The 25,627-nt window shown below is 68.8% G+C and carries 26 protein-coding genes; 16 read left to right on the top strand and 10 right to left on the bottom strand.

Annotation, left to right across the window (positions count from 1 at the left end):
• Window positions 1–104 precede the first annotated feature (104 nt).
• Window positions 105–323, bottom strand: coding sequence for a hypothetical protein (locus ABZZ22_RS02480; RefSeq protein ID WP_354926454.1), 219 nt, complete (start codon window positions 321–323; stop codon window positions 105–107).
• A 521-nt stretch (window positions 324–844) separates the two neighbouring features.
• Window positions 845–2,230 carry a recombinase family protein gene (locus tag ABZZ22_RS02475; RefSeq protein WP_354926623.1) on the bottom strand — a complete coding sequence of 462 codons (1,386 nt, stop codon included), beginning with the start codon at window positions 2,228–2,230 and terminating at the stop codon, window positions 845–847.
• Between ABZZ22_RS02475 and ABZZ22_RS02470 the strand changes: the two genes are divergently transcribed.
• The 4 genes from ABZZ22_RS02470 to ABZZ22_RS02455 all read left to right on the top strand — a co-directional run bounded on the left by ABZZ22_RS02470 (window position 2,117) and on the right by ABZZ22_RS02455 (window position 6,543).
• Entirely contained in the window at window positions 2,117–3,649 is a 1,533-nt protein-coding gene (locus ABZZ22_RS02470; protein ID WP_354926621.1) for an ATP-binding protein, read from the top strand. The two genes, ABZZ22_RS02475 and ABZZ22_RS02470, sit on opposite strands and share 114 nt — an antisense overlap.
• Entirely contained in the window at window positions 3,646–4,818 is a 1,173-nt protein-coding gene (gene dprA / locus ABZZ22_RS02465; RefSeq protein WP_354926452.1) for a DNA-processing protein DprA, read from the top strand. Before ABZZ22_RS02470 ends, dprA begins: the two co-directional genes overlap by 4 nt.
• A 29-nt stretch (window positions 4,819–4,847) precedes the next feature.
• Complete coding sequence (locus ABZZ22_RS02460) at window positions 4,848–5,810, top strand: tyrosine recombinase XerC (RefSeq protein ID WP_354926451.1); 963 nt, start codon at window positions 4,848–4,850, stop codon at window positions 5,808–5,810.
• 127 nt (window positions 5,811–5,937) lie between these two features.
• Window positions 5,938–6,543 (top strand): hypothetical protein, encoded by a 606-nt coding sequence (locus tag ABZZ22_RS02455; RefSeq protein ID WP_354926449.1) that lies wholly within the window; start codon window positions 5,938–5,940, stop codon window positions 6,541–6,543.
• Here ABZZ22_RS02455 and ABZZ22_RS02450 read toward each other — a convergent pair.
• The gene (locus ABZZ22_RS02450) at window positions 6,462–7,085 is read right to left on the bottom strand and encodes a peptidoglycan DD-metalloendopeptidase family protein (protein WP_354926447.1); all 624 of its coding nucleotides are present in this window, start codon (window positions 7,083–7,085) and stop codon (window positions 6,462–6,464) included. The genes ABZZ22_RS02455 and ABZZ22_RS02450 overlap by 82 nt on opposite strands.
• A gap of 422 nt (window positions 7,086–7,507) precedes the next feature.
• On the opposite strand from ABZZ22_RS02450, the gene rpsB reads away from it, so the two are divergent.
• The 8 genes from rpsB to rlmN all read left to right on the top strand — a co-directional run bounded on the left by rpsB (window position 7,508) and on the right by rlmN (window position 14,100).
• Window positions 7,508–8,455, top strand: a complete 948-nt coding sequence (rpsB, locus tag ABZZ22_RS02445; protein WP_354926445.1) for a 30S ribosomal protein S2 — start codon at window positions 7,508–7,510, stop codon at window positions 8,453–8,455.
• Between the two features lie 49 nt (window positions 8,456–8,504).
• Complete coding sequence (gene tsf, locus ABZZ22_RS02440) at window positions 8,505–9,314, top strand: translation elongation factor Ts (RefSeq protein ID WP_354926443.1); 810 nt, start codon at window positions 8,505–8,507, stop codon at window positions 9,312–9,314.
• A 167-nt stretch (window positions 9,315–9,481) separates the two neighbouring features.
• Window positions 9,482–10,195, top strand: a complete 714-nt coding sequence (pyrH, locus tag ABZZ22_RS02435; protein WP_354926441.1) for a UMP kinase — start codon at window positions 9,482–9,484, stop codon at window positions 10,193–10,195.
• 65 nt (window positions 10,196–10,260) lie between these two features.
• On the top strand, window positions 10,261–10,815 hold the full coding sequence (frr, locus tag ABZZ22_RS02430) for a ribosome recycling factor (RefSeq protein WP_354926619.1): 555 nt from the start codon (window positions 10,261–10,263) through the stop codon (window positions 10,813–10,815).
• Window positions 10,816–10,991: 176 nt separating this feature from the next.
• Window positions 10,992–11,897 (top strand): phosphatidate cytidylyltransferase, encoded by a 906-nt coding sequence (locus ABZZ22_RS02425; protein WP_354926439.1) that lies wholly within the window; start codon window positions 10,992–10,994, stop codon window positions 11,895–11,897.
• Window positions 11,897–12,394, top strand: coding sequence for a histidine phosphatase family protein (locus ABZZ22_RS02420; protein WP_354926437.1), 498 nt, complete (start codon window positions 11,897–11,899; stop codon window positions 12,392–12,394). The genes ABZZ22_RS02425 and ABZZ22_RS02420 overlap by 1 nt, the downstream gene beginning before the upstream one ends.
• Window positions 12,395–12,455: 61 nt before the next feature.
• On the top strand, window positions 12,456–12,854 hold the full coding sequence (locus tag ABZZ22_RS02415) for a hypothetical protein (RefSeq protein ID WP_354926435.1): 399 nt from the start codon (window positions 12,456–12,458) through the stop codon (window positions 12,852–12,854).
• Between the two features lie 121 nt (window positions 12,855–12,975).
• Window positions 12,976–14,100: a 23S rRNA (adenine(2503)-C(2))-methyltransferase RlmN gene (rlmN, locus tag ABZZ22_RS02410; protein ID WP_179661336.1), complete on the top strand. Its 1,125-nt coding sequence runs from the start codon at window positions 12,976–12,978 to the stop codon at window positions 14,098–14,100.
• Window positions 14,101–14,106: 6 nt separating this feature from the next.
• Here rlmN and ABZZ22_RS02405 read toward each other — a convergent pair whose 3' ends face one another.
• On the bottom strand, window positions 14,107–14,541 hold the full coding sequence (locus tag ABZZ22_RS02405; RefSeq protein ID WP_354926433.1) for a hypothetical protein: 435 nt from the start codon (window positions 14,539–14,541) through the stop codon (window positions 14,107–14,109).
• A 299-nt stretch (window positions 14,542–14,840) separates the two neighbouring features.
• Between ABZZ22_RS02405 and ABZZ22_RS02400 the strand changes: the two genes are divergently transcribed.
• Window positions 14,841–16,001 (top strand): glycosyltransferase family 1 protein, encoded by a 1,161-nt coding sequence (locus ABZZ22_RS02400; RefSeq protein ID WP_354926431.1) that lies wholly within the window; start codon window positions 14,841–14,843, stop codon window positions 15,999–16,001.
• Here the strand turns inward: ABZZ22_RS02400 and ABZZ22_RS02395 are convergent.
• Together ABZZ22_RS02395 and ABZZ22_RS02390 are read right to left on the bottom strand one after the other, a co-directional pair.
• Window positions 15,976–17,088 (bottom strand): Rossmann fold nucleotide-binding protein, encoded by a 1,113-nt coding sequence (locus ABZZ22_RS02395; protein ID WP_354926429.1) that lies wholly within the window; start codon window positions 17,086–17,088, stop codon window positions 15,976–15,978. The genes ABZZ22_RS02400 and ABZZ22_RS02395 overlap by 26 nt on opposite strands.
• An 18-nt stretch (window positions 17,089–17,106) precedes the next feature.
• The gene (locus ABZZ22_RS02390; RefSeq protein ID WP_354926427.1) at window positions 17,107–17,985 is read right to left on the bottom strand and encodes an oxidoreductase; all 879 of its coding nucleotides are present in this window, start codon (window positions 17,983–17,985) and stop codon (window positions 17,107–17,109) included.
• A gap of 72 nt (window positions 17,986–18,057) precedes the next feature.
• Here ABZZ22_RS02390 and ABZZ22_RS02385 point away from each other — a divergent pair, with 72 nt between their 5' ends.
• Window positions 18,058–18,651: a TetR/AcrR family transcriptional regulator gene (locus tag ABZZ22_RS02385; protein WP_354926423.1), complete on the top strand. Its 594-nt coding sequence runs from the start codon at window positions 18,058–18,060 to the stop codon at window positions 18,649–18,651.
• Window positions 18,652–19,239 (top strand): hypothetical protein, encoded by a 588-nt coding sequence (locus ABZZ22_RS02380; protein ID WP_354926421.1) that lies wholly within the window; start codon window positions 18,652–18,654, stop codon window positions 19,237–19,239.
• 60 nt (window positions 19,240–19,299) lie between these two features.
• Here the strand turns inward: ABZZ22_RS02380 and ABZZ22_RS02375 are convergent, their stop codons facing one another.
• The 3 genes from ABZZ22_RS02375 to ABZZ22_RS02365 form a co-directional block, all read right to left on the bottom strand.
• The gene (locus ABZZ22_RS02375; RefSeq protein ID WP_354926419.1) at window positions 19,300–20,190 is read right to left on the bottom strand and encodes an RIO1 family regulatory kinase/ATPase; all 891 of its coding nucleotides are present in this window, start codon (window positions 20,188–20,190) and stop codon (window positions 19,300–19,302) included.
• Window positions 20,191–20,379: 189 nt separating this feature from the next.
• Entirely contained in the window at window positions 20,380–21,795 is a 1,416-nt protein-coding gene (locus ABZZ22_RS02370) for an FAD-dependent oxidoreductase (RefSeq protein WP_354926417.1), read from the bottom strand.
• Complete coding sequence (locus ABZZ22_RS02365; protein WP_354926415.1) at window positions 21,792–22,262, bottom strand: Lrp/AsnC family transcriptional regulator; 471 nt, start codon at window positions 22,260–22,262, stop codon at window positions 21,792–21,794. The genes ABZZ22_RS02370 and ABZZ22_RS02365 overlap by 4 nt, the downstream gene beginning before the upstream one ends.
• Before the next feature lie 131 nt (window positions 22,263–22,393).
• On the opposite strand from ABZZ22_RS02365, the gene ABZZ22_RS02360 reads away from it, so the two are divergent.
• A complete protein-coding gene (locus ABZZ22_RS02360; protein ID WP_354926413.1) occupies window positions 22,394–23,773 on the top strand; it encodes an FAD-dependent oxidoreductase in 1,380 nt (459 codons plus the stop codon).
• Window positions 23,774–24,227: 454 nt separating this feature from the next.
• Here the strand turns inward: ABZZ22_RS02360 and ABZZ22_RS02355 are convergent, their stop codons facing one another.
• A complete protein-coding gene (locus ABZZ22_RS02355) occupies window positions 24,228–25,490 on the bottom strand; it encodes a DUF222 domain-containing protein (RefSeq protein WP_354926411.1) in 1,263 nt (420 codons plus the stop codon).
• Window positions 25,491–25,627 lie beyond the last annotated feature (137 nt).

Here is a 25,627-nt window from a genome sequence, read left to right as displayed (position 1 = left end):
CGAGGGTGGAGCACTGCCCACACCGCCGTGAGATACTTGAGGAGGAGCGTGCAGCTCCGCTGACCGCCCGGCTAACCCCCGGGCGGTCTTCGTTCGGGGCCATCTCAGGCAGCCCCGTCGATGCGCTGGCCGACTCCGCCGAGGAGCCCGGCGAGCCTTTCGCGTTGGGCGTCAGTGAGGGCTGGGGCCTCGGCCACGACTCGGGCCGCGTACTGCTCGATCTTCGCCATCGCGAGGTCGCGGCGGGCCTCGATGATGTCGGCCTCGGTGCCGCGGCGGTGAGCGTTGGCGAGCGTTCCTCGGAGGCTCTGGACTTTCGACACTGGAGGTCGGTTGGCGACTTCAGAATATGACTGTGCCATTGTTGGACACGTCCTTCGGGATCAGGCGTGCCGAGGGTTAGACCGTAGGAAGTTGGCCCTCGGCACGCTGCCTAATGAGGTGGAGCCCTGGTCAGATCTGACCAGTGAGCAGCGCTCGTCGCCCGGGGATTACGCCCGTCTGGGCCATTGACTCCTTCGCGCCTACGGTCTATGCAAGCAGACAGCACGATTCGGCGCAACCACTCCGACCTGATTCTGACGAGAATCGGGCGAGAAAGTTACGCCGGTGTCTTTTCCCAGGTCAGGTGCCCAAATGGGCAGTGTGTCCACTCCGGACACAGATGTGTGCCCGATGCCCTCAGATACGGCCTAATAGGACCCATTGAGACGAAGTGGGACGAGGTGGCGTGAGGTGGCGCGAGGTAGCGAAGAAGTGTCTCAGATCACAAACGTCCGATATGTGAGACCTGGACAGCAAAATGTGAGGTAGACCACAACCGCCTTGGCTGGGACCTTCGGCCCTAGTTCCATACGATGCGGACGGTCTCCGGGTCGAAGTACGGCGAGCCCGGAGTCCAGCCCTTCGGTCGGCCCTTGGGTGCGTTGGGTAGGAAGGTGATCGTGACGAGGGTCCGCACGACACCACGCTGGGTCTTGAGGTCGGCGTCGAGGAAGGCCTGGCCCGGGTCACGGTGGCCGGCCAGGGCGTTCAGGGGGCCGGCTGCCATCGTCGCGACGTTCGCAGCGTCCAGGCGCGTCTGTGCCTGCTCCAGCTCGCCCTCGAGGACCGCTGCGCGCTTCGCCAGCATCTTCTCGGAGAGGTCGGTGTTGGTGGCCAGTGCCTCGAGCCGGGTCTCGAGCTCGGTGACGGTGCGCCGCAGCGATCGCGCCTCCTTGGCGGCCGCCGGGTCAAGGTGGCGGGCCAGCAGGTCGGATGCGTCGGGCTCACGGAGTCGCTTGACGATGACCGCACGCACGAGGTCGTCGGTGAGGTCCTGCCGTCGACTGGTGCAGCTGCGGTTCGAGCATCGGTAGTGGGGGATCGACTTGGTCCTGCCGTGACGGACCGTGGCGCCACACCCGTCGAGCCCGCAGACGGCGATTCCGGTCAACAGCCACTGAGCCTCGCCGCCTAGTTGGTTGCTCCGGCGTGACGGGTCCAGCAGGATCGCCCGAACGGCCTCCCAGCGGTCCATGTCCAGGATCGCCGGCCAGACGGCCTCGACATGCCCGCCGGGAGCGTTGGTCAGTCCGGCCGTCCTCGGTCGCATGAGCACCTTCCGGAGTGACTCATTGCGCCACTGGTTGCCCCTGGGGGTCAGGTTGCCGGACTCGTTCCACTCGCGCGCGAGGGTGTAGAGGCCCGACCCGTCGAGCACCTTCTCAGCAGCAGAGCGGATGAGCTCGGCCTCGGCCTCCCGGATCGTGACGCCGTCGCTCTCGTAGCCGAATGGTCGGGGCCCCCCGCTGTACATGCCTCGGGACATCATGTCGGCCTTGGCCCGAGTGACACGCTCAGATGTTCGCTCGGCCTCGGCCTGATCCCAGGTCGCCAGGGTCAGCGCGACGCCCCGCCCGTCGGCCGTTGTCAGGTCAGCATCACCGGAGACGACCGTCCGGAACAGGACCCCGGTCTCACGGTGAAGGTCGATGATGTCGAGGTACTCCCGGACTCGTCGGGTCAGGCGAGAGTTGGAGTAGGCCAGCACCGCGGCGACGTCTCCCTGGTGGATCCTCTCCACCATCTGGGTGAAACCGGGCCGCTTCTTGGTGCTCTTGGTCGACGCGGACACATCGTTGTCGCGGTAGATGCCAGCCACGGTGTAGCCGTGCTTCTCGGCCAGGGCCTTGCAGTCGGCCTCCTGCCGCTCGACGCCGACGGCCCGTCCCTCCGGGTCGGACGAGATGCGCGAATAGATCAGTGCGAGGCCGCCGGTCGTAGTTGTCATAGTGAAAGTCTAGACGTAAGTACGCGCACCGCCTACTATGACTTGGGGATGGCGCTGGCGATCCTCGCGGCCAGCGGCGAGATCGAGCCCGGTGGTCTCGAACGCACGGTCTTCATCGGCGAGCTGGCTCTGGACGGAGGGCTGCGACCGACCTCCGGAGTGCTCCCGATGGTGCTTGCCGCCTCCCACGCCGGGATCGCCCGGGTGGTGGTGCCGGAGCCGCAGGTGGCCGAGGCGCGGATGGTTCCCGGGATGGAGATCCTGGGATTCCGGTCGCTGGGTCAGGTCGTCGCGGAGCTGCGCGGCGAGCCGGTGCCCGACGCGCCGCCGGTCGCGACCGGCACCGGCGGCAGCCTGCTCGGCTGGCGAGGAGACCGCAGGCTCGACGACATGGACATGTCCGACCTTCGAGGCATGCCCGAGACCCGCTACGCGGTCGAGGTCGCGGCCGCGGGCGGACATCATCTGCTGCTCAAAGGACCGAAGGGCTGCGGCAAGACCTCGATCGCCGAGCGGATCCCGACGATCCTGCCCGATCTGTCTCGGGAGGAGTCGCTCGAGGTGATGGCGGTGCAGTCGCTGGCCGGAGTGCTCGACGTGGACCAGGGGCTCCTCACCCGGCCCCCGTTCGCGGCTCCCCATCACGACGCCTCGAAACCGGGCATCGTCGGTGGCGGCAGCGGCCGAGTCCGTCCGGGCCAGGTCTCGCTCTCCCACGCCGGCGTCCTCTTCCTCGACGAGTTCCCGTTGTTCAAGAGCGACGTCATCGAGTGCCTGCGCGAGCCGCTCGAGAGCGGCGACATCACCGTCTCCCGAGGGGAGGAGTCGGTGACGTTGCCGGCGCGCGCCCTGGTGGTGCTCGCCGCCAACCCTTGCCCGTGCGGGAACTTCGACGCCTCGGTCACCAAGGACGGTTGCATCTGCCGGTCCAACGAGCGACAGGCCTATGCGCGCAAGGTCTCCGGACCGATCACCGACCGCATCGATATCAGTCGCACGCTGCGACCCATGTCCGAGCAGAACCACGACCCGTGGGGCTCGGAAGCCAGCGCCGACATCCGCGAACGGGTCGCGCAGGCTCGGCGTCGACAACGCGAGCGGTACGCAGACTTCGGCTGGCGGCTCAACGGTCAGGCCAGTGGGATCGCGCTGCGCGACAACTGGCCGCTGCCGCCATCAGCCGAGGCGTTGATCGACTCACGCATCTTCTCGGGCGCCCTGACCCGTCGCGGCGCGGTGCGAGTGCACCGGCTCGCCTGGACGCTGGCGGACCTGGCCGGGGTCGACTGGCCGGGCGTCGCCGAGACCGAGACGGCGCTCGCGCTGCGCAACGGCGGGTCGCTCAAGGTCGCGGCGTACGAGGGGAGGTCCGCATGAGCACAGCGTCCGTCGCCGCGACCTTCACCGACCTCGAGCGCGAGCGCCTGGCCCGGATCGCGCTGACCCAGCTGATCGAGCCCGGCACCCCGCTCCTCGACAGCTGCATGGTTGGAGCCACCGCGACCGAGGTGTACAGACGCTTCGCCGAGGAGGATCCTGATCTCGGCGAGGACGGACTCGAAGCGAGAGTGCGACTGGCCCAGATCCATCCCGACCGCGACCTGGAGCGAGCGACCAACGCCGGGTTCCGCTATGTCATCCCCGGGGATGAGGAGTGGCCTGTCCAGGTCGAGCGGCTCGCCGGACAGGAGCCTCTCCAGCACCGCACCGGCACCCCGCTCGGCCTGTGGGTGCGGGGGCCGCTCCTGCTCAGCGACCTGGACCGCTCGGTCGCCATCGTCGGGTCCCGAGAGGCGACGGCCTACGGCGCCGACGCCGCGGCGCGGATCGCCGCGGACCTCGCGGTCAACGATTTCGTGACGGTCTCCGGGGCAGCGGTCGGCATCGACGCGGCCGCGCATCGCGGCGCCCTCACCGGCCCGCCCGGGAGCACCGTCGCCGTGCTCGCGGGCGGTGTCGACGTTCCCTATCCGCTGCGCAACCGGCGCCTGATCGACGCGATCGCCGAGAGCGGTGCGGTGATCTCAGAGATCGCGCCCGGTTTCCCGGTCACCCGCTATCGATTCCTCTCCCGCAACCGGATCATCGCCGCCCTCGCCCGCGGCACCGTGGTCGTCGAGGCGGCGGCGCGCAGCGGGTCCCTCAACACCTCCCACTGGGCCTACAGCATCAACACGCCCGTGATGGCCGTGCCGGGCCAGGTGGGGGCGATCACCTCCGTCGGGACGCACGACCTCCTGCGCAGCGGCAAAGGTGTCCTGGTCGCCGACGGTCTCGACGTACGCGAGCTCGTCGGTGACGCCGGCGAAGCCCTCCCCGTGGAGCCCCGTGGGCCCGTGCGCCGCCGCGACTCGCTCACCTCCATCGAGAAGCAGGTCCTCGACGCGGTGCCGGTGACCAGACCCTCCTCTCAGCTCGACATCGCGAGATCGGCGTGCCTTCACCCGAAGACCGCGGGCACCGCGCTGACGCGGCTCGAGGCGCTCGGCCTCGCCGAGCGGTTCCCCGACGGGTGGCAGCTGGCGCCGGGCGCGGCTCGCACCTGAGGCTCCGCTCAGCATCTACTCTGGCTCGGGTGAGCGCAGATGCCGAGGAAGACCAGGAGGGTGGGTCCGCGGAGGCGGATCTCTCCGAGGTCTACGCCGCGCTGCTGGGGGACTACGAGCGACATCTCGGCGCCGAGCGGGGCCTCTCCGACCACACGGTCAGGGCCTATCTGGGCGATGTCCGCAGTCTGCTCGACCATGCCGCCCGGATGGGCTGCACCGGCCCGGAGGCGATCGACCTGCGCACCTTGCGCAGCTGGCTGGCCAAGCAGCAGACCACCGGCCATTCGCGGACGACGCTGGCCCGGCGCGCCGCCGCGGCCCGCGTCTTCTGCGCGTGGCTGGTGCGCACGGGCCGGGCGCCGGTCGACGCCGGCGCCGCACTCGGCTCACCGAAGGCGCATCGGACGCTCCCGCCCGTGCTCCGTCCCGACGAGGTCGACTCGCTCATCGCCGCCGCCACAGCTGCCGCCGAGGACGGCACCGCTGTCGGGATGCGCGACATCGCTGTGCTGGAGATGCTCTACGCGACCGGTGCTCGGGTCGGCGAGCTCGTCGGCCTCGACCTGGACGACGTCGACTACGAGCGGCGGGTCGTACGGGTGCTCGGCAAGGGGCGCAAGGAGCGGATGGTGCCTTTCGGTGGTCCTGCGGTGCGAGCGCTCGATCGTTGGGTCGTCCGTGGTCGACCACAGCTGTTGACCGAGTCCTCCGGTCCAGCGCTGTTTCTCGGCGCTCGCGGCGGCCGCCTCGACCAGCGCGCGGTACGCACCCTCGTCCACCGACGCCTCGCCGACGTCCCCGGGGCCCCCGACCTCGGTCCCCACGGACTCCGCCACAGCACGGCCACTCACCTCCTCGAGGGCGGCGCCGACCTCCGTTCGGTCCAGGAGCTCCTCGGTCACGCCAGCCTGGCCACCACCCAGATCTACACCCACGTCAGCAGCGACCGGCTCCGCAAGGCCTACCGTCAAGCCCACCCCCGCGCCTGACCTGCCGAGACAGTAGAAGTGGCGGGCCGCCACAACTACCGACTCGCCGGGGCGTACGCCAGATCACGTACGCCGCTCACGCTGTCGCGCGGACGTGACGGCACTTCGTGTCGGCGAGGGTGAGGGCATGTCCAAGAACTCGACGACCGGCAAGCCGGCGCGGCTGCGGTCCGGCGTACGCAAGGCCGTGCTCGTGCTCCACCTCCTCGGAGTGGGGGCGTGGCTCGGCATCGATGTGGTCGTCGGCATCCTGGCCGCCGTCGCCACGGGATCGGCGGAGGCCGCCGATCGGGCCCTGGCGTTGCAGGTGATCGGTACGTATCTGGCGGGGCCGATGCTTGCCGCGGGGGTGATCGTGCTGGCGACCGGGTTGGTGCTCGGCTGGGGGACCAAGTGGGGCCTGGTGCGGTTCTGGTGGGTTGCGGTGAAGCTGGTCGTCAACGTGGTGCTGGTCGTTTTGATCGTCTTCGTACTGATGCCGGGTATGGCCGAGGTCCGGACCATCGGCGAGGTCCTGGCCGCGACTGGTGAGCTGACCGGAGACGTGGGCACTCTGCGGTTTCCGCCGGCGGTCTCGCTGACCGGGGTGACGATCGCGGTCGTGCTCTCGGTCTACAAGCCCTGGGGACGCACCCGCTTCGGTGGACGTGCCTATCGGACCGGGTCTCCCCGCCAGAGGGGGAGGAGCCGGACCGGCCGCGGTGCGTCGACGAGCAGCAGCGGGTCGAGATAGACATCGTCCGCGTCGCGGATCCAGCCCCAGTGCAGACAGGCGACCGGGAAGCAGTGGGAGCCGGCGACGCCGAGACGGCCCAGCGGCGCACCGGCGGCGACCGGGTCTCCGGCGGCCACCGTGGCCACGACCGGCTCGTAGGTGGTCCGCGTGGCATCGTGGTCAACGCTCACCACCGGCTTGCCGGCGATGACCCCGGCGAATGCGACCGTCCCAGCCATCGCGGCGCGAACCACCGTACCCGGCGATCCGGCCAGGTCCACGCCGCGATGACCGGCACCCCACGGGGCGTCGGGAGGGTCGAAGCGCCGCACCACCTCCGGCTGTGGCGCCAGCGGCCATTCTCCCTGGGGGACCTCGTCAGACATACCGACCGGGCTCGGACCCTCGTCGTGACCCGCTGCCCCACCCAACGAGGCGCCGGGCGGCGCCACCTCGGCACGCGGGGTTCCGAGGGCTGGGCCTGTCGGGACGATGAGGACGACGAGAAACAGGGCCGCGACGAGGGTGCGGGCCCGGTCGGAGAGGCGATACGAGGTCATGCCGAGCAGACAACCCCGGATCGACGACCCGCACAACGGGCCTCGTACGCCCTGTGGATAACCCTGTCTCGAGATACCCCTGTGGACACTGATCGGCCCGCACCGACGTCGGTCCCGGCGGATTGGCCCGAGACGCCGATCGGCGGCTAGTCTTGGATCGGCAGCCCCCTGTGGGGCTGACTTCGCACGCCAGCAGACCGCGACGGTTTCTCGCTCCGAGAGGCCGATCGCCCGCGGGCGCGGCCCTCAGTCCCGAGCAGCACGCTCAGGTCGGACCGCGTGCAGGCGTCAGGGCCCATCACCAACGATGGGCGCGAAACTGAAAACCGATCGGCTCGCGCCGACACCCGCCCGACCTCGAGAAACGCAAGGTCGAGCCTCAGCGGTGCGAACGCGGGCCACCACATAGGAGAAAAAACATCATGGCAGTCGTGACCATGCGCCAGCTCCTCGAGAGCGGCGTCCACTTCGGACACCAGACCCGTCGCTGGAACCCGAAGATGAAGCGGTTCATCCTCACCGACCGCAACGGCATCTACATCATCGACCTTCAGCAGTCGCTGGCCTACATCGACCGCAGCTTCGCCTTCGTCAAGGAGACCGTGGCCAAGGGCGGGACGATCATGTTCGTCGGCACCAAGAAGCAGGCCCAGGAGGCCATCGCCGAGCAGGCGACGCGCGTCGGAATGCCTTACGTCAACCAGCGCTGGCTGGGTGGCATGCTCACCAACTTCCAGACCGTGCACCAGCGGATCAACCGCCTCAAGGAGCTCGACGAGGTCGACTTCGATGACGTGGCCGGCTCGGACCGCACGAAGAAGGAGCTCCTGCAGATGAAGCGGGAGCGCGACAAGCTCGACAAGACCCTCGGCGGCATCCGCGAGATGGGCCGTACGCCGTCCGCCGTGTGGATCGTCGACACGAACAAGGAGCACCTGGCAGTCGAGGAGGCCCGCAAGCTGCGGATCCCGATCGTCGCCATCCTCGACTCCAACTGTGACCCCGACCTGGTCGACTTCCCGATCCCGGGCAACGACGACGCCATCCGCGCCGTCGGCCTGCTGACCCGCGTTGTCGCCGACGCCGTGGCCGAGGGCCTCATCGCCCGCTCCGGTGGCAAGAGCGAGGGCACCGAGGGCACCACCGCCGAGGAGCCGCTGGCCGAGTGGGAGCGCGAGCTCCTGGCGACCCCGGCCGCTGAGGAGACCAAGGCCGAGGAGACCCCCGCCGCTGAGGCCACCGAGGCCCCCGCCGAGGAGACCAAGGCCGAGGAGACCCCGGCCGCTGAGGCCACCGAGGCCCCCGCCGAGGAGACCAAGGCCGAGGAGACCCCGGCTGCTGAGGCCACCGAGGCGCCCGCCGAGGCCTGAGCCTCAGCGTCCACTTAAGAGCCACTTAACAAGTCAGAGGAAGACACACATGGCTTACACCGCTGCCGACGTCAAGAAGCTCCGCGAGCTGACCCAGGCCGGCATGATGGACTGCAAGAAGGCGCTCGACGAGGCTGACGGCGACTTCGACAAGGCTGTCGAGATCCTTCGCGTCAAGGGCACGGCCAAGGCCACCGCCCGCGCCGCGGAGCGCACCACCTCGGCGGGCCTCGTCGCCGCCTCCGGCAACGCGCTGGTCAGCCTCCTCTCGGAGACCGACTTCGTCGCGAAGAACGAGGGCTTCGTCGCGGCTGCCCAGCAGATCGCCGAGGCTGCCGACGCCAACAAGATCAACGACCGCGAGGCCCTCAAGGCCGTTGCGCTCGGCGACAAGACCGTCGGCGAGACCGTCGAGGAGCTCGCCCGCACCATCGGCGAGAAGATCGAGCTCGGCCAGGTCGCCTACTTCGAGGGTGAGACCACGGTCTACCTGCACAAGAAGGCCTCCGACCTGCCGCCGAGCCTCGGCGTCCTGGTCTCCTACGAGGGTGACGAGGCGGCCGCGAAGCAGGCCGCCCAGCAGGCTGCCGCGCTCAAGGCGCAGTACCTGACCTCCGACGAGGTCCCGGCCGACGTGGTCGAGGCCGAGAAGGACGTCCTCACCAAGAAGACGCTCGAGGAGGGCAAGCCCGAGGCTGCCGTCGCCAAGATCGTCGAGGGTCGGATCAAGGCCTTCTTCAAGGAGATCGTCCTGCTCGACCAGGAGTCGGTCTTCGAGTCGAAGAAGTCCGTCAAGCAGGTCCTCGACGCCGCCAACACGCAGGTGAAGCAGTTCGCCCGCTTCGACGTCGGCGCCTGACCAGAGCCTGGCCCGCGCGCACAGCGCGCGATCCGTTAGGTTGAGCAGCAACGTACGACGAAAGGAGCCGGTCCGATGATCCGTCTGGTCATCATCGGACCGGCTCTTTCGTACACAGAGAACACCGGCACCGCCCCGCACGACGTCGCCCGAGGAAAGGCCACGGTATGACCCGCTACCAGCGCATTCTGATCAAGCTGTCCGGAGAGAACTTCGGCGGCGGCGAGGTCGGCGTCGACCCCATCGTTGTGGCCTCGATCGCCAAGGAGATCGCTGCTGTCGCCGCCTCCGGCGTGCAGGTCGCGATCGTGGTGGGTGGCGGCAACTTCTTCCGCGGCGCCGAGCTGCAGCAGGCCGGGATGGATCGGTCCCGCGCCGACTACATGGGCATGCTCGGCACCGTCATGAACTGCCTCGCGCTGCAGGACTTCCTCGAGAAGGAGGGAGTCGACACCCGGGTGCAGACCGCGATCACGATGGGTCAGGTCGCCGAGCCCTACATCCCGCGCAAGGCGATGCGTCACCTCGAGAAGGGCCGGGTCGTGATCTTCGGCGCGGGCTCGGGCATGCCCTACTTCTCCACCGACACCGTCGCCGCCCAGCGTGCCATGGAGGTTCACGCCGAGGTCGTCCTGATGGCCAAGAACGGGGTCGACGGTGTCTACACCGCTGACCCGAAGAAGGACCCGACGGCGACGAAGTACGACGAGATCACCTTCAACGAGGCGCTGCAGAAGCAGCTCAAGATCGCCGACGCCACCGCGTTCGCCCTCTGCATGGAGAACAAGATGCCGATCGTGGTCTACGGCGCGGAGGACGAGGGGGCGATCTTCCGGATCGTCCAGGGTGAGAAGATCGGTACGCTCGTCACCGCTGGCTGAGCGGCACGAGCCCACACGCCACCCCACACCCACATCACTTACGAGCGCACAGGAGTAAACCGGTGATCAACGACATCCTCAACGAGGCCGACAGCAAGATGGTGAAGTCGGTGGACTCCACGCGTGAGGACTTCGCCACCATCCGTGCCGGTCGGGCCACCCCGCAGATGTTCAGCAAGATCCTGGTCGACTACTACGGCACTCCGACGCCGATCCAGCAACTGGCCTCGTTCACCAGCCCCGAGCCGCGGATCATCAACATCGCCCCGTTCGACATCGGCGCCATGGCCAACGTCGAGAAGGCCATCCGCGACTCCGACCTCGGCGTCAACCCGTCCAACGACGGCAAGATCCTGCGTGCGGTCTTCCCCGAGCTGACCGAGGAGCGCCGCAAGGAGTACATCAAGCTCGCCAAGGAGAAGGCTGAGCAGGGCCGCGTCTCGGTGCGCCAGGTGCGCCAGAAGGCCAAGCAGAATCTGGAGAAGCTCGAGAAGGACGGCGAGGCCAGCAAGGACGACGTCACCGGGGCGGAGAAGCGCCTCGACGGCCTCACCAAGAAGCACACCGACGAGATCGACGAGATGCTCAAGTCCAAGGAAGCCGAGCTGCTGGAGGTTTGAGCCTGTGACCCTGCGAGCGAAGCGAGCAGGGTCACAACGCGAAAAGATCGAGCGAGCGCAGCGGCTGAGCTTGCGAGGCCACGAAGCGGGTCGAGATCTACTCCTCAGCGAACGATCTCGCCGAGATCTGAGGCCCCAGACTGCTGGCCTACTGCTGGCCTACCACCCACGGACGAATGACTGAGCTTCCCATGACCCAGACGCCGCAGCCCTCTTCCCCGGCCCCTGAGCCGCCGAAGAAGGACTACGGCCGCGCCGGCCGCAACCTGCCCGCCGCGGTCGGCTCCGCCGTCGTCCTCCTGGTCGCGATCGCGCTGAGCCTGTTGTTCGTGAAGACGGCGTTCATGCTGATCGTCGTCGGCTGTGTCGTGGCCGCGGTCTGGGAGCTCCACCGGGGCCTGATGGCCAAGGACATGGACGTCCCCGAGCAGCCGCTGATGATCGGCGGCACGGTGATGGTCCTGGTCGCCTACTTCCTCGGCGCCGACGCGCTCGTGACCGCCACCGCGGTCTCGGCTCTGGTGATCATGCTGTGGGTCCTGCGGCGCGGCGTCGACGGCTACGTACGCACGTCTGGCGCGGCCGTCCTCACGCTGTTCTACCTGCCGTTCCTGGGCTCGTTCGTCGGGCTCATGCTCGGCGAGGGCGGCGGCTGGACGTCGGGCGGGCTCTCGGACGACGGCGTACGCGGCATCATCGTCTGGGTTCTGCTCACGATCATGTCCGACATCGGCGGCTACGTCGCCGGCGTCCTCTTCGGCAAGCACCCGATGGCTCCGGTGATCTCGCCGAAGAAGTCGTGGGAGGGCTTCGCCGGATCCATGGTCTTCACCGTGGCCGCCGGCGTCGTCCTGGTCGTGTGGCTGCTCGACGGAGCCTGGTGGATCGGCGTCGCCCTGGGCCTGGTCGTCTGTGTGATGGCCGTTCTCGGCGACCTGGTCGAGTCGGTCATCAAGCGCGACCTCGGCGTCAAGGACATGAGCCAGATCGTCCCGGGCCACGGCGGTCTGATGGACCGCCTCGACTCGCTGCTGGCCACTGTCGCCCCGGTCTGGCTGATCCTCCACTACGCCGTCTTCTGATGCTCTTCCTCGTACGCCACGGGCGCCCGACGATCGTCCCGGGCGTCGCCGCGGAGCACTGGGAGCTCGACCCGGCCGGCTTCGACGACGTCTGGGCCTTGCGAGACCGGCTCCCGGCCGGCGCCACGTGGTACTCCTCGCCCGAGCCGAAGGCGCAGCAGACCGCTCAGCTGCTCACCGATGGCGACGTCGGCGTGGTGGACGCGCTGCGCGAGCACATCCGCGGAGAAGCCTGGGTGGAGGACTTCCAGACCACGGTCGAGAAGGCTTTCGAGGAGCCGTCAGTCCCTGCGTACGAGAGCTGGGAGCCGCTCGCGGCTTGTCGCGCACGGGTGACGAAGGCCGCGTCCGGGATCCTGTCGGCGCATGCGGGCGAGGACGTCGTGCTCGTCGGCCACGGGACTGCCTGGACCGTCCTGGCGAGCGAGCTCACCGGCCAGCCTCCCGACCTGGTGCGATGGCGGGCGCTCGGCATGCCTGACCTCATCCAGGTCTGAGATCCAGCACTCCTGCGATTCTTTACCCAACGGGCACGGGGTCGAGCGTTACGGTTGAAGGGTGACCCAGCGGCCCACGGATCTCGACGTGGACTCCGATCCAGACGTCGAGGCAGATCACGACCCTGAGGAGAAGCCCTCGGGGTCGGGTGGGCTGTGGGCATGGCTGCACGACTCGCATCCCACCGTGGCTGCCCTGGTCGGCTTCTACATCGGCCTGGCCTACGCGATCCTGGTGCCGGGCACCTGGGGTGCCCTGCTGACGTGGGTGGCCGGACCGGAGCGGGCCGAGGAGCTGTTCCCGTGGGTGGCGCTGACCCTGCTCCTGCCGCTTGCCCTGCTCATCCCGCGCAAGACCCGCCGACTGGCCCAGTTCGTCTGGCTGGGGATCATCCTGACCGTGCTGGTGGTCGTGGGCGTCGGCGCCCTGGTCTTCTGGATCCTGCTGAAGACGGGCTGACCGGGCGGAGCGGATCGAGGGTTAGCCGTACGCCGCACCCCGGTGGGACACTGGAGCGGTGACCGAGCCCGACCCTGTGACCGTACCGGCCCCGCACAGCCCCGAGGCCGAGGCCGCCGCGATGGAGGGGCGCCGCCTGCCGCTGGTGATGGCGCCGCCGAAGGGACGCGGCAAGCCGCCGCGCCACCTGGCCGACCTCGACCTGGCCGGCCGCCAGGACGCGGCGAAGGAGGCTGGACTTCCGGCGTTCCGGGCCAAGCAGCTCTCGGTGCACTACTTCGAGCGCCTGGTCGACGACCCGGAGAAGATGACCGACCTGCCCGCGAACCAGCGCCAGGAGCTTGTCGACACCTTCCTGCCCGATCTGATGACGCCGATCAGCCAGCAGGAGGCCGACAAGGGCACCACCCGCAAGACGCTGTGGAAGCTCTTCGACGGTGCGCTGGTCGAGTCGGTCCTGATGCGCTACACCGACCGCGCCACGGTCTGCATCTCCTCGCAGGCCGGCTGCGGCATGGCCTGCCCGTTCTGCGCCACCGGCCAGGGCGGCCTCGAGCGCAACATGTCGACCGCCGAGATCGTCCACCAGGTCGTCGTCGCGGCCCGGCAGATGGCCAGCGGCGAGGTCCCCGGCGGCCCGGGCCGTCTCTCCAACGTGGTCTTCATGGGCATGGGCGAGCCGATGGCCAACTACAAGGCCCTGATGGGCGCGGTCCGCCGTCTCACCTCCCCGGCCCCCGAGGGCCTGGGCCTCTCCGCCCGACACGTCACCGTCTCCACCGTCGGGCTCGTGCCGCGGATCAAGCAGCTCACCGAGGAGGGCATCCCGGTCACCCTCGCCCTCTCGCTGCACGCCCCCGATGACGAGCTGCGCAACGAGCTGGTCCCGATCAACACCCGCTTCTCGGTCGCCGAGACCGTCGACGCCGCCTGGAACTACGCCCGCGTCACGAAGCGCCGGGTCAGCATCGAGTACGCGATGATGCGCGGCATCAACGACCAGGCCTGGCGCGCCGACCTCCTCGCCGACGTACTCAACTCCTACGGCGACTGGGGCTGGGTCCACGTCAACCTGATCCCCCTCAACCCGACCCCGGGTTCGAAGTGGACCGCGAGCGACCCGGCCGACGAGCGCGAGTTCGTACGCCGCCTCGAGGCGAAGGGCATCTCCACCACCGTCCGCGACACCCGCGGCCGCGAGATCGACGGTGCCTGCGGCCAGCTCGCCGCCCAGTCGGTGTCCTAGCCCGGTTCAAGCCCCTGGCGCGGGCCGGTGCTCGTGGCCGTGTCGGCCCTGGGTGCGGCGGTCTTCCTTCATCTCCGACTCGTAGAGGTGCCGCTTGCCCTCGACGAGAGCGTCGCGAGCCTCCTTCTCCAGCCGCTTGAAGGTGGCGTAGTAGCCGTCGTCGTACTCCTCGACGATCTGGAACGTCCATCTGCCGTAGAGCACGTTGCGTCCGACGAGCTCGCGCTCGAACCTGTCCGCCAGCTCGGTGTGGCCGGCCTCGCGCAGCTGCTTGACACCCTTGCCGAGGGTGAGGTCGGCCGTGCCGGTGATGCGATGCAGCGCGTACAGATGACCACGGGCGATCTCGATCGCTTCGAGTGCCTCGCTGATGGCGCCGAGCGCCTCGACGGTGAGGTCGTCGACGCCTTCGGGCCGGATGTGCTCCTCATCGGTGGCCATACCGCGATCGTGGCAAAATGAGCGGGCCGGCGGCAACCCCCTGCGCGGCCGCCGGCTCCGACACGCTGCCCCGAGTAGCCCGGGCCAGCCCAACGCCGCGAGCCTAGGAACGTCTGCTCACCGACTTCTGTCGACCGGCCACGGCCCGGTGACAGATTTTTGAGAGTCATGCGTCGTTTCCGCTGATGACACCGGGCGGACTACCTGTCACCCGAAACAGAGTTCTGGCCACGGGAGGTTCACCGACCGGTCAACCAAGTCGGGGATCACGTTGCCGCAGGACGCTCACGATCAGAAACATGAGCATCAGCCTCGATCGGGTCCCACTGGTCGCCGCCAACTCAGAGCCGCTCCGCGTCCTCATCGTCACGGAGTCGTTCCTGCCCCAGGTCAACGGCGTGACGAACTCCGTACGCCGCGTGCTGGAGCACCTCGCGATCGACGGCCATACCGTCGAGGTCGTGGCGCCAACCGGGCCCGCCGAGTACGCCGGTTTCCCGGTGACCCGGACCCGGGGTGCGACGTTCTGGGTCTACAAGGACTTCCGCGTCGGTCTCGAGACGCGACGTAAGCTGCGCGCGGTGATGCGCCGGTTCAGCCCCGACGTCGTCCACGTCGCCTCACCGGCACTGCTCGGTCGGCAGGCGGTGCTGGTCGCCAAGGAGCTCGGCATCCCGAGCGTGGCGATCTACCAGACCGATCTGGTGGGCTTCTGGGACAAGTACAAGGCCGTCGGGGGTCCCCAGGCGGCCGCGATGCTCACCCGCCAGGCCCACTCGGCCGCCGACCGCACCCTGGCGCCGAGCTCGTCGGCCCTCACCCAGCTCGAGGGCCTCGGCGTGCAGCGTACGGGCCTGTGGCCCCGAGGTGTCGACGTCGAGCTGTTCCACCCCAGCCGCATCGACCACGACCTGCGCGCGGAGCTCGCGCCGAACGGGGAGACGATCGTCGGGTACGTCGGCCGGTTGGCTCAGGAGAAGGAGCTGCACCTGCTCGCCGCGCTGGCCCGCAACCCGGTGTACAAGGTCGTCCTCGTCGGCGGCGGCCCGCAGGAGCGCGAGCTGCGCCAGCTGCTCCCGGACGCCACCTTCATGGGCGTGCTCCAGGGGGAGGAGCTCGGAGCTGCGTACGCCTCGCTCGACATCTTCGCGCACACCGGCTCCCACGAGACGTTCTGCCAGGCGGTCCAGGAGGCGCTCGCGTCCGGGGTCCCGGTGGTCGCGCCGCGGTCCGGCGGGCCGTTGGACCTGGTCGCCGACGGCGTCACCGGGTTCTTCTACGAGCCTGGCAGCCGCGACGATCTCGGCTCCCACGTCGCGCTGCTCCACAACGACCCGCAGCTGCGGCTGCGGATGGGACGCGAGGCCCGCAAGAGCGTCGCGCACAAGTCCTGGGGCTCGGTGAACGCGGCCCTGGTCGACCACTACCGCGACGTCATCCGGGCACGCCGGCAGCGATGACGTCGGCCACCTCCTCGGCGGTGTCGACGAGGTGGACGTACTGTTCCATCGCGCGCCCGCGTGCGAGCGCCTGCAACAGCGGCCAGACCGGCAGCGTCTCGGTCCAGTAGCGCCGTCCGACGAGCACCATCGGCGCGATCGCGCTCGCATCGGCGTAGTAGTTCTCGCAGGCGTCCTGGAAGATCTCCTGGACGGTGCCGCCGGCGCCCGGCAGGAAGACGATCCCGCCGTCGCAGACCTCCAGCAGGACCGCCTCGCGGGTAGCGTTGCGGAAGTACTTCGCGATCGCTCCGGCGAACACGTTGGGCGGCTCGTGTCCGTAGTGCCAGGTCGGGATCCCCAGCGATCTCCCGGGTCGGCCCGCGCCCTCGTCGCGTACGCCGAGGGCGACCTGAGCCCAGGCCCGGATGGACGGCCGGAACGACGGCACCGTGGCCAGCGACTCGAGCGCGTTCTCCAGCGTCGTCTTCGGTGCTCCGGCGAGGAAGGCCCCGAGGTTGGCGGCCTCCATCGCTCCCGGGCCGCCGCCGGTGGCGACCACGTAGTGGCTCGCCAGCTGCTTGCCCAGGTGGGCGGCGGTCGTGTAGCCGTCCTCGCCCCGCTGCAGCGCGTGCCCGCCCATCATCCCGACGATCCGGGTTCCCTCGTCGCGTCGCGCGCGCACCCACGCCTCCAGTGCGACGTCGATCGCGTGGTCGTGAAGGGTGATCGCGAGCTCGTCGTCGGCATCGAGCGGCCGCTGCAACCAGGCGTACGCCTTCGCATCCAGGCTTCGCGCATAGACGGGATCGTCGTAGAGCTCCTCGGCGGTGTAGAGCCGGGAGCGGTAGGTGTCGACCGGCGCCTCCGAGATCACCGGCATCACCAGCGCGCCCTCGTCCTCGGCGTAGGCCCCGTCCCCGGGTGCGAACCTGCATCCCAGGAACGTCGCCCCGGCGAGCTCGCTCTCCCGCAGGGCGGTGGAACGCGAGCTCAGGTCCAGTGACCGCAGCCGCCAGCCCCTCAGGCTCCCCGCTCCTGCGGCCAGATGCCCGTCGAGCTCCTCCACCGACTCGATGTCGACATGCCGTCCTCGGTGATGCTTCATACCGAGAAACCTACCGACTCACAGTGGCCAGGAGACTCCGGTCATGGCCTCGGACTCGGTCCACAGCCTGCGGGCGAGGTCCGGGTCGGAGGCGATCGCCGTGCGCCCGACGAGCGTCGGGCTCCCGCGGTACTCGCCGAGCCCGTCCGGTCCGACGTAGCTTCCTGTCGGGAGGTCCTGGCTGGCTGCGTACAGGGTCGGGAGGGCGCCTGCCTCCGCGGACTGCGCGACGACCCGGTTGCCGATCGCCATGAGGGCGTGCTTGAGGGCGTTGCCCGTGTGGCTCTGCAGGTTCGTCGCGGCGTAGCCCGGGTGGGCGGCGTACGCCCGGAGCCCGGTGCCCTCCAGACGTCTCTGGAGCTCGAGGGTGAAGAGCAGGTTGGAGATCTTCGACTGCCCGTAGGCCTTCTGCGGCTGGTAGTCGCGCCGCTCCCAGTTGAGGTCGTCGAGGTCGAAGCCACCCCAACGGTGGGCCGAGGAGGCGACCGTGATGACGCGGTCGGTGATGTGGGGGAGCAGCAGGTTGGTGAGCGCGAAGTGCCCCAGGTGGTTGGTGGCGAGCTGACTCTCGTAGCCGTCGGTCGTGAGGCGCTTCGGCACCATCATGATCCCGGCGTTGTTGATGAGTACGTCGATCGTCCCGCCCCACGCGTCGGCGAACTGTCGCACCGAGCTCAGGTCGGCGAGGTCGAGCGACCGCACCTCGGTCTTGCCCCCGATCGTGGCGGCCACCTCCTCGCCGGCGGCGACGTTGCGTACGGCCAGGACGACGCGAGCCCCCTTCGCGCTGAGCTCGGTGGCGACGATGCGGCCCAGACCGCTGGTCGCGCCGGTGACGATCACGGTGCGGCCCTCGAAGGACGGCAGCTGGTCGGATGTCCACTTCTGTTCGGTCATGGCTTCAATCTAGACGCTGACAAGAATCTTGACAATGCCAATATCGCGGAAATCTCGATAAGGTGTCTTCTGATGACCGAGACGATGCCCCGCTACCACCACGGCGACCTGCGCGCCGCGGTGCTCCGCCGCGCGGAGGAGGTGCTGCGCGAGTCGGGCACCGATGCGCTCTCGCTACGCGGCATCGCCCGCGATCTGGGCGTGAGCCACGCCGCGCCGAGCGCCCACTTCCGCGACAAGAACGCGCTCTTCGACGCACTCGCGATCGCCGGGTTCCGTCGGCTGGGCGAGGTGATGGACGCCGCGTTGGCCACCCGCGGCTCGCTGACCGACGACCTGGTCGCCTTCGCCTCGGCCTACCTCGACTTCGCCACCGACAATCCGGCGCTGCTCTCGGTGATGTTCGCGCGCAAGCACAGCGAGACTGCCGGCGCCGAGATCGCCGAGGCCGTCGCCGCGGCCTTCGCCCACCCCACCGCCCTGCTCGCCGACGGCCAGGTCCGTGGTGAGGTCGCCGACGGTGACCCCGAGGTCATCGGGGTCACCGTCCTGGCGGCGCTCCAGGGGCTGGCCACCTTCGTCGGCTCCGGGTTCGTGACACCCGAGCAGTCACAGGGGATGGTGCGCGACGTCGTCGAGACCCTGATGCGCGGCCTGGCCCGCTAGATGCGCTTTCTTCGCGCGGTGGCGGCGCGCAGCGTACTCGCGGAAGTGGGGATCGGCATCGCGATCTTCTGCACCCTCCTGCTGCTCGCAGGGCTTGCCATCCGGGCGAGCGTGGATGAGAGCAGACAAGCGGAGCGCGCGGTCGTCACGGACCGGAGGGCGCTCGAGGTCTGGCGTGACAAGCTCGAACCTCACCTCGAGCAGATCAACTCCATCCCGACGCCCGACGGGCTCCGCTGGCCGGAGGTTGCCGCGGTGGATGGATGCGGCGTCGACGAGTCGGACCACCATCTGGTCCAGGTTGGTGCCTCGTTCGTGTGGGAGGCGACCGAGGAGGTTGCCTTCGACGAGGTGAGCGAGGCGGGAGCTGCCGGATATGTCGAGATCCTCGACTACCTCGCCGACCACGGATGGCGGATCAGCAAGCGGGAGAATCTGAACGGCATGGTCTCCGGTGTCAACCGCGACTTCGACTCCGCCGACCTGGAGCACCCCTCGGGCGTCACGATGAGAACGCAGCTCTTCGGCGACCTGATCTCGGGTGATCTCGACTTCGAGGGAGCCCCCAAGGTCTGCTCCTTGGCCTGAACCATCGCGATGTGCTGCCAGACGTGCGCCATAGCGCACCCCTGGCAGCACACGGCGGGCTCAGAAGGCGTGGGCCATCAGGTCGGCGTAGACCTCCTGCTCATCCACCTCCAGGCCTCTGGCCTGGAACCACTTCGCGACATTGGCGATGTCGCGGAGCAGGAAGTCGAAACCCAGGGGGTTGCCGACCAGGTCGATGATCTGGGGGAGGTCGATGATGACGAGCCGGTCGTCCTGGGCGAGGATGTTGTAGGGGGAGAGGTCGCCGTGGACCATCCCCGCCTGCACCATCGTGGCCAGCGAGTCGACCAGCCCGTCCCACCACATCTCCAGGACGTGGCGCTCCGGCCGGGTCTGGGCGAGCCGGGGCGCCGTCTCGAGCTCCCCGAGCTCGTCCTCGACCGCGATCCACTCCATCAGGATCTCGGTCCCGTCGATCTGCACGGGATAGGGGACCGGAAGACCGAGATTCCAGCAGCGTACGAGCGCATTCCACTCGGCGTTTGCCCACTCGGCCTTGGCGACCTCGCGGCCGAAGGTCGAGCCCTTCTTCAGGGCGCGCTCGTCTCGGGATCGCTTGACGGAGCGGCCCTCGGTGTAGGACGCGGCCCGGTGGAAGGTGCGATGGTCGGTGTCGCGGTAGCGCTTGGCGACCATCAGCGCCTCGTGCTCGGGGACCAGCGGGTCGGCCCGCACGATCAGGAAGGCGTCTGCTTCCTTGCCGGTCTTGAGGACGCCGAGATCGGTGTCGATGGCGCCCTGAGAGGTCACCACCCAGTCCGGGCGCGGCTCCGGTCCACGGGAGAGTGGCTCGACGGAGAGCCAGGTGGACCAGCGTTGTCCGTCATCCAGGTCGTCGTCGTAGGCCTGGAAGTCGAAGACGAAGTTGGGGTCGATTCCCGCCAGAGAGTCGGATACGGCGGGATCAGCGGAGAGGTTCTCCTGAGTCACTACGGGTGCTCCTGATACGAGAGATGTGGTCTGTGGGCAGGCACAGGACAACGACAGTCATGGTCTGCTCCTCTCGATCAAGGGCGCCTCATGGACGAGGAACGCCGGTCGCGCTCCATGGTAGAGGACCGCGACCGGCGAGTGCAACAGGTTTATTCGTGACCTGTGGCGGCGGAGACCGCTCGCGAGTCAGTGGCCGCCGACCAGCGGAGCTACGGCGCGGGCGACCAGGGAGCCCCTGCCGGTCGCGGACTCCTCCGCGTCCGCCATGGTCATCGCGCGCAGCCCGGCGTTGACGCCGAGCCAGCGCAGCGGCTCGGGCTCCCAGCGTGGTGAGACGTGCCCGACCCAGGGGAGCGCGGTGAGGTCGGAGGGGGCGCCGAGGATCAGGTCTCGCAGCGTACGTCCGGCGAGGTTGGTGGTGGCGACGCCGTCGCCTACGTAGCCGCCGGCGTGCGCGAGGCCGCTGACCGGGTCGTAGCCGACCGAGGCGTGCCAGTCTCGCGGGATGCCGAGGACACCACCCCAGCGGTGGGTGACCTGATGGCCGCGTACGGCCGGGAACATCTCGATCAGGGTCGCCAACAGGCGGCGGTGGGTGCGCAGGTCGGAGGCGTCCGCGTGGGTGATCCTCGACCCGAAGGAGTACGGGGCGCCGCGCCCGCCGAAGACCAGCCGGTCGTCCGCGGTGCGCTGCCCGTAGATCAGCAGGTGCCGGCCGTCGGAGAAGGTCTCGCGCTCCTCCAGGCCGATGCTCGACCAGACCAGGTCGGAGAGCGGCTCGGTGGCGATGATGAGGGATCGCACCGGGATGATCTCGCGCTCCAGGCCGGCCAGCGTCGGGGTGTAGCCCTCGGTGGCGCGTACGACGACGTCTGCGGTGACCACGTCGCGCTCGGTGGGGCTGTGCTGGACCAGACTGTGCTCGACCAGCACCCGGTGGGGCTCGATCGCGGTGGCTCGGGTCTGCTCGTAGATCGTCACGCCGCGGCTCTCGACGACACGGGCCAGGCCACGCACGAGCTTTGCCGGATGGATCGAGGCGCAGTCGGGGGTGTAGGTCCCGCCCAGGGTGCCGGTCGCGGCGAGGCGCTCCTCGGCGCCAGCACGGTCCAGGAGGGCGAGCTCGGCCTCGCCGAGACCCCAGGACCTGGCGTGCTCGACCTCGGCCCTCGCGCGCTCGAGCTGGGCCTGCGTACGGGCCACGGTGATCGTGCCGCCCTTGGCGATGTCGGCCTCGATGCCCTCTGCCTCGGCGACCCGGATCACCTCGTCGACGGTGGCACGCATGGCCCCGTCCTGGGCGAGCGCTGCCTCCCGGCTCGAGGCCGCCGCGACCTTGTCGAGCGAGGCGGGGAAGAGCGCCGAGCACCAGCCGCCGTTGCGGCCCGACGCCCCGAACCCGGCGACCTCGGCCTCGAGGATCGCGATCCTCAGGTCCGGCCTGGCCTCGGTCAGGTAGTAGGCAGTCCACAGCCCGGTGTAGCCGGCGCCGACGATCGCGACGTCCACCTCGACGTCGCCCATCAGCGCCGGGCGGGGCTCCCAGGAGTCGCCCGCGGTCTCGTGCCACAGGCTGATGTCGGCGTAGCCGTCCCGGCTCACCTGACACCCCAGGCGTAGGTCTGCTTGTGGAGGTGGAGGTACATGAACGTCTCGGTGCTCACCACGCCCTCGATGGCGCGGATCTTGCTGGAGATGAGATTGAGGAGGGCCTCGTCGCTCTCGGCGACGACCTCCACGAGCAGGTCGTAGGAGCCGGCGGTGATGACGATGTAGTCGACCTCGTCGAGCTTGCCGAGCTCGTCGGCGATCCCCTCGACCGGCCCGGACGTGCGTACGCCGATCATCGCCTGCCGCGCGAAGCCGAGCTCGAGCGGGTCGGTGACCGCGACGACCTGCATGACGCCACTGTCGACGAGGCGCTGTACGCGCTGTCGCACCGCGGCCTCGCTCAGACCGACCTCCTTGCCGATCGCGGCGTAGCTGCGGCGGCCATCCTGCTGGAGCTGCTCGATGATCAGCTTGTTGACGTCATCGAGGTGAGCGCCCCCGTTGTGCTTGCGAGTCATGGGGCCAGTCAACCTTTTGCCGCTGGCCAGTTGCAACGAAATCCGTCGTGTGTAACGAAGTATTTCCGTGATTCCGTACTTTGGGCTGGTTTGAGGCGTGCAGACTTGCCATAGTTGGCGAGGTGAGCCACGTGTCGCTGACCGATGCCAAGCCGGCCGTCTACTGGCTGGACGACCCCACCAGACCCGCGCCGCTGCCGCCGCTGCTCGGGGTGGCCGAAGCCGATCTGGTGGTCGTCGGCGGCGGCTACTCGGGACTGTGGACGGCGCTGCTGGCCCGGATGCGGTTTCCGTCGTGGTCGGTCATGGTCCTCGAGGCCGGGCAGTGCGGCGACCAGGCCTCGGGCCGCAACGGCGGCTTCGCTGAGGCATCCCTGACGCACGGCTTCTGGAATGGCCTGGAGCGCTGGCCAGACGAGCTCGCGACGCTGGACCGGCTCGGTCAGGACAACCTGGCTGAGATGGCCGCGACCATCGAGGAGCACGGCATCGACTGCGACTGGCAGATGACCGGTGCGCTGAACGTCGCCACCCGCCCGCACGAGGTCGATGACCTCGCGGAGTGGTCGGCCGCGCTGACCGAGCACGGCATCAAGCACCGGCTGCTGGACGAGACCGCAGTGCGGGGCGAGCTCCGATCGCCGACCTACCTCGGCGGCCTCGAGGTGCTCGGGGACACCGCGACCGTCGAGCCGGCGCGGCTGGCCTGGGGTTTGCGGCAGGCCTGTCTGGACGCGGGGGTGGTGATCCACGAGGGTTCTGCGGTCACCGGTCTCGCCAGCGATGGGGCTGGGATGAAGGCGTCGACGATCATGGGATCGGTGCGCGCCGGTCGTGTCGCGCTGGCGACCAACGCCTTCCCGCCGTTGCTGCGGCGACTACGGATGATGACGGTGCCGGTCTACGACTACGTACTCATGACCGAGCCGCTCTCCGCCGCGCAGCTGGCCGCCATCGGCTGGGCGAACCGGCAGGGCGTCAGCGACTCCGCCAACCACTTCCACTACTACCGCCTGACCCGCGACAACCGGATCCTGTGGGGCGGGTACGACGCGATCTACCACTTCGGCTCGAAGATCTCGCCGGAGCTGGAGACCGGGGCCACCCACGACCGCCTCGCGAGCCACTTCTTCGAGACCTTCCCGCAGCTGGAGGGCCTGCGCTTCACTCACCGCTGGGCCGGCGTGATCGACACCTGCACCCGCTTCTCGGCCTTCTTCGGGAAGGCGTACGCCGGCCGTGTCGCCTACGCCCTCGGCTACACAGGTCTCGGCGTAGGTGCCACCCGTTTCGGCGCCCAGGTGATGCTCGACCTCCTCAGCGGCGAGCAGACGGAGCGTACGTCGCTGGAGATGGTGCGCTCCAAGCCGTTGCCGTTCCCGCCCGAGCCGGCGCGCTACGCCGGGATCCAGATGATGGTCCGATCGCTCGGCAAGGCTGATGCCAACGGGGGTCGGCGTGATCTCTTCTTGCGGACGATGGATCGGTTGGGGCTCGGGTTCGACTCTTAGGGCTGGGGGCTCGGTGGGGGTCTCGGTGAGGGGCGCTCGGGGCTGGTCGTCTTTGTTGGGTTGGGGCCGCCGACCCGTTTTGGATGGTGTTCACGCCGGATCCCGGAGTAAAGGACGGCCTTCGGCCGCCGGCTTCGCCGGTCGCCTGCGGCGATCCTTGACACCGTGATCCGGCGAGAATTTTGGCTGGTTATCGGGTCGGCGGCGGGGTTTGGCGCAGCGATTTCGGGTTGGGTACGGGCTTGGGGGCCGGGGCAGGCGGCCTTCGCAGGAGGAGGGTCTGCGGGGGCGCTGCGCTAGACGATGACACCTCGTGAATCATTCACAAGGGAGAGCACCCGCGCCCTGCCGGAGGCCACTGGGTCGTCGGCTATGACAGAGGGTCCGAGCTCGTGAAACCCTTCACAAGGTCGACCCCAGCAGACGGGGTAGGCCGGAGCCGGCCGCAGCCAGGTCAGACGCGGCGGGTGAACCGGATCCGTCCATCCGGAAGACGCTCATAGTCGTAGTTCGGGTCATGAATCCGGCGATGATCACTGGGACACAACAAGACCATATTGGCGAGATCGGTTCGGCCGCCTTGAGACCACGGTTTCAGATGATGGGCTTCGGTCCAGGCCGCTGGGGCATCACAGTCCTCGGCTTGGCAGCACTTGTCTCGTAACCGGAGTGCTCGGTGTTGGACCGGATGGGCCAGCCTTGTGGTGCGACCGAAGTCGAGGATCTCAGAGCCTGTGCCCAGCACTACCGGGATCAGGTCGGCGTTACACGCCATCCGGCGGGCCTCAGCAGCGGTGATCTTGTCGCCATCGAACCCGAGAGCGGCGGTGCCGAGATCCTTGCGGAGGTCCTCGACACTCATGGTGACGAACACCGTCGTCGCGTGGCCACCGTGGCGGGGCAGCTGGTCGATGTCGTAGGTCTCGATGATCCGGGCGAAGGCCTGGCCCAGCAGCCGGTCATAAGGAGCTTTACGGCCCCGGTCCTCCGCTGAGAGCTTCCGGGGCTGGGCCAGCGAGTCCAGGATGGTGCGCAACCTCATTCCGACCGCGTTCGAGACCCGGGCGTGGATGTCCACGGTCCCGTCGCCATTGGCACGCGCGGTGAAGAACGTGCGGCGTTGGGCGCGTTCCTCTTCCCGCTGCAGCGCTTTGGCTTCGGCGGCCTCGAACCGTTCGGGATCGACCTCGAACAGGATCCGCTTCCCGATGATCTCGAGCTTGGCCGCGGTCCACTCGGTGGCGTACTCGACCAACAGCTTCTCCGCCAAGATCAGGCTCTCGGCACTAGCCTCAGGGTCGGCCTCGACCGCCTCGAGGGCCTTGACGATCACCCTCGCCTTGTCGGGGGACACCACACCCTCAGCCAGACCGGCAGCAACAAGCTCGTACCTCGCGACCCCCGCGGCGAGCTTCACCTCGGAACGTCCGACCTTCTTGTCGACCAGGAGCTCGGTCCACATCCACCCCGAGACGTCTTTCGCGCCGGTCTCCTCAGCGATGTCACCGGACACAGCGAGGACCCGGAGTCTCAACGCGACTTGTTTGGCCTGGATGATCTCCAGACGCTTCAACCGGTCTTTCTTCTCCGCAGTGCGCCAGTAGGCGGGGTCCCGGGTGAGCAGGGTGTCGAGGGAGGATTCGAGGGCGGCGAGCTCTGCGTCGATCGGGTGCTGAGGGTTGGTGCCCCAGTGGTTGATCTCGGGTTCGAGACTCATCGCCGCCCCTCCTCTCCGAGTGTGTTCAGAGGCGTGTCGTGATGGGTCTGATTCTACTCCTCCAGGGGACGTGAATCTACCTATCTTTGCAGGTCAGACACTGTTTTCGCGGTGAGCGAACGGGCCTCAAACCTGTG

The organism is Nocardioides sp. NPDC006273 (assembly GCF_040613495.1).
In the GTDB taxonomy this organism is placed as follows: domain Bacteria; phylum Actinomycetota; class Actinomycetes; order Propionibacteriales; family Nocardioidaceae; genus Nocardioides.
The sequence above is the reverse complement of the archived record's forward strand: the minus strand, read 5'-3'. Positions and strand labels throughout refer to the sequence as shown.

What these genes read in the sequence shown, in the direction of transcription:
- ABZZ22_RS02420 (WP_354926437.1), top strand. Translation starts at nt 11,897, where the DNA reads ATGCTCTTCCTCGTACGCCACGGGCGCCCGACGATCGTCCCGGGCGTC.
- ABZZ22_RS02365 (WP_354926415.1), bottom strand. Translation starts at nt 22,262, where the DNA reads ATGACTCGCAAGCACAACGGGGGCGCTCACCTCGATGACGTCAACAAG.
- ABZZ22_RS02380 (WP_354926421.1), top strand. Translation starts at nt 18,652, where the DNA reads ATGCGCTTTCTTCGCGCGGTGGCGGCGCGCAGCGTACTCGCGGAAGTG.
- ABZZ22_RS02400 (WP_354926431.1), top strand. Translation starts at nt 14,841, where the DNA reads ATGAGCATCAGCCTCGATCGGGTCCCACTGGTCGCCGCCAACTCAGAG.
- ABZZ22_RS02455 (WP_354926449.1), top strand. Translation starts at nt 5,938, where the DNA reads ATGTCCAAGAACTCGACGACCGGCAAGCCGGCGCGGCTGCGGTCCGGC.
- ABZZ22_RS02405 (WP_354926433.1), bottom strand. Translation starts at nt 14,541, where the DNA reads ATGGCCACCGATGAGGAGCACATCCGGCCCGAAGGCGTCGACGACCTC.
- rpsB (WP_354926445.1), top strand. Translation starts at nt 7,508, where the DNA reads ATGGCAGTCGTGACCATGCGCCAGCTCCTCGAGAGCGGCGTCCACTTC.
- ABZZ22_RS02395 (WP_354926429.1), bottom strand. Translation starts at nt 17,088, where the DNA reads ATGAAGCATCACCGAGGACGGCATGTCGACATCGAGTCGGTGGAGGAG.
- ABZZ22_RS02385 (WP_354926423.1), top strand. Translation starts at nt 18,058, where the DNA reads ATGACCGAGACGATGCCCCGCTACCACCACGGCGACCTGCGCGCCGCG.
- ABZZ22_RS02390 (WP_354926427.1), bottom strand. Translation starts at nt 17,985, where the DNA reads ATGACCGAACAGAAGTGGACATCCGACCAGCTGCCGTCCTTCGAGGGC.
- rlmN (WP_179661336.1), top strand. Translation starts at nt 12,976, where the DNA reads ATGGAGGGGCGCCGCCTGCCGCTGGTGATGGCGCCGCCGAAGGGACGC.
- pyrH (WP_354926441.1), top strand. Translation starts at nt 9,482, where the DNA reads ATGACCCGCTACCAGCGCATTCTGATCAAGCTGTCCGGAGAGAACTTC.
- ABZZ22_RS02355 (WP_354926411.1), bottom strand. Translation starts at nt 25,490, where the DNA reads ATGAGTCTCGAACCCGAGATCAACCACTGGGGCACCAACCCTCAGCAC.
- ABZZ22_RS02450 (WP_354926447.1), bottom strand. Translation starts at nt 7,085, where the DNA reads ATGACCTCGTATCGCCTCTCCGACCGGGCCCGCACCCTCGTCGCGGCC.
- tsf (WP_354926443.1), top strand. Translation starts at nt 8,505, where the DNA reads ATGGCTTACACCGCTGCCGACGTCAAGAAGCTCCGCGAGCTGACCCAG.
- dprA (WP_354926452.1), top strand. Translation starts at nt 3,646, where the DNA reads ATGAGCACAGCGTCCGTCGCCGCGACCTTCACCGACCTCGAGCGCGAG.
- ABZZ22_RS02425 (WP_354926439.1), top strand. Translation starts at nt 10,992, where the DNA reads ATGACTGAGCTTCCCATGACCCAGACGCCGCAGCCCTCTTCCCCGGCC.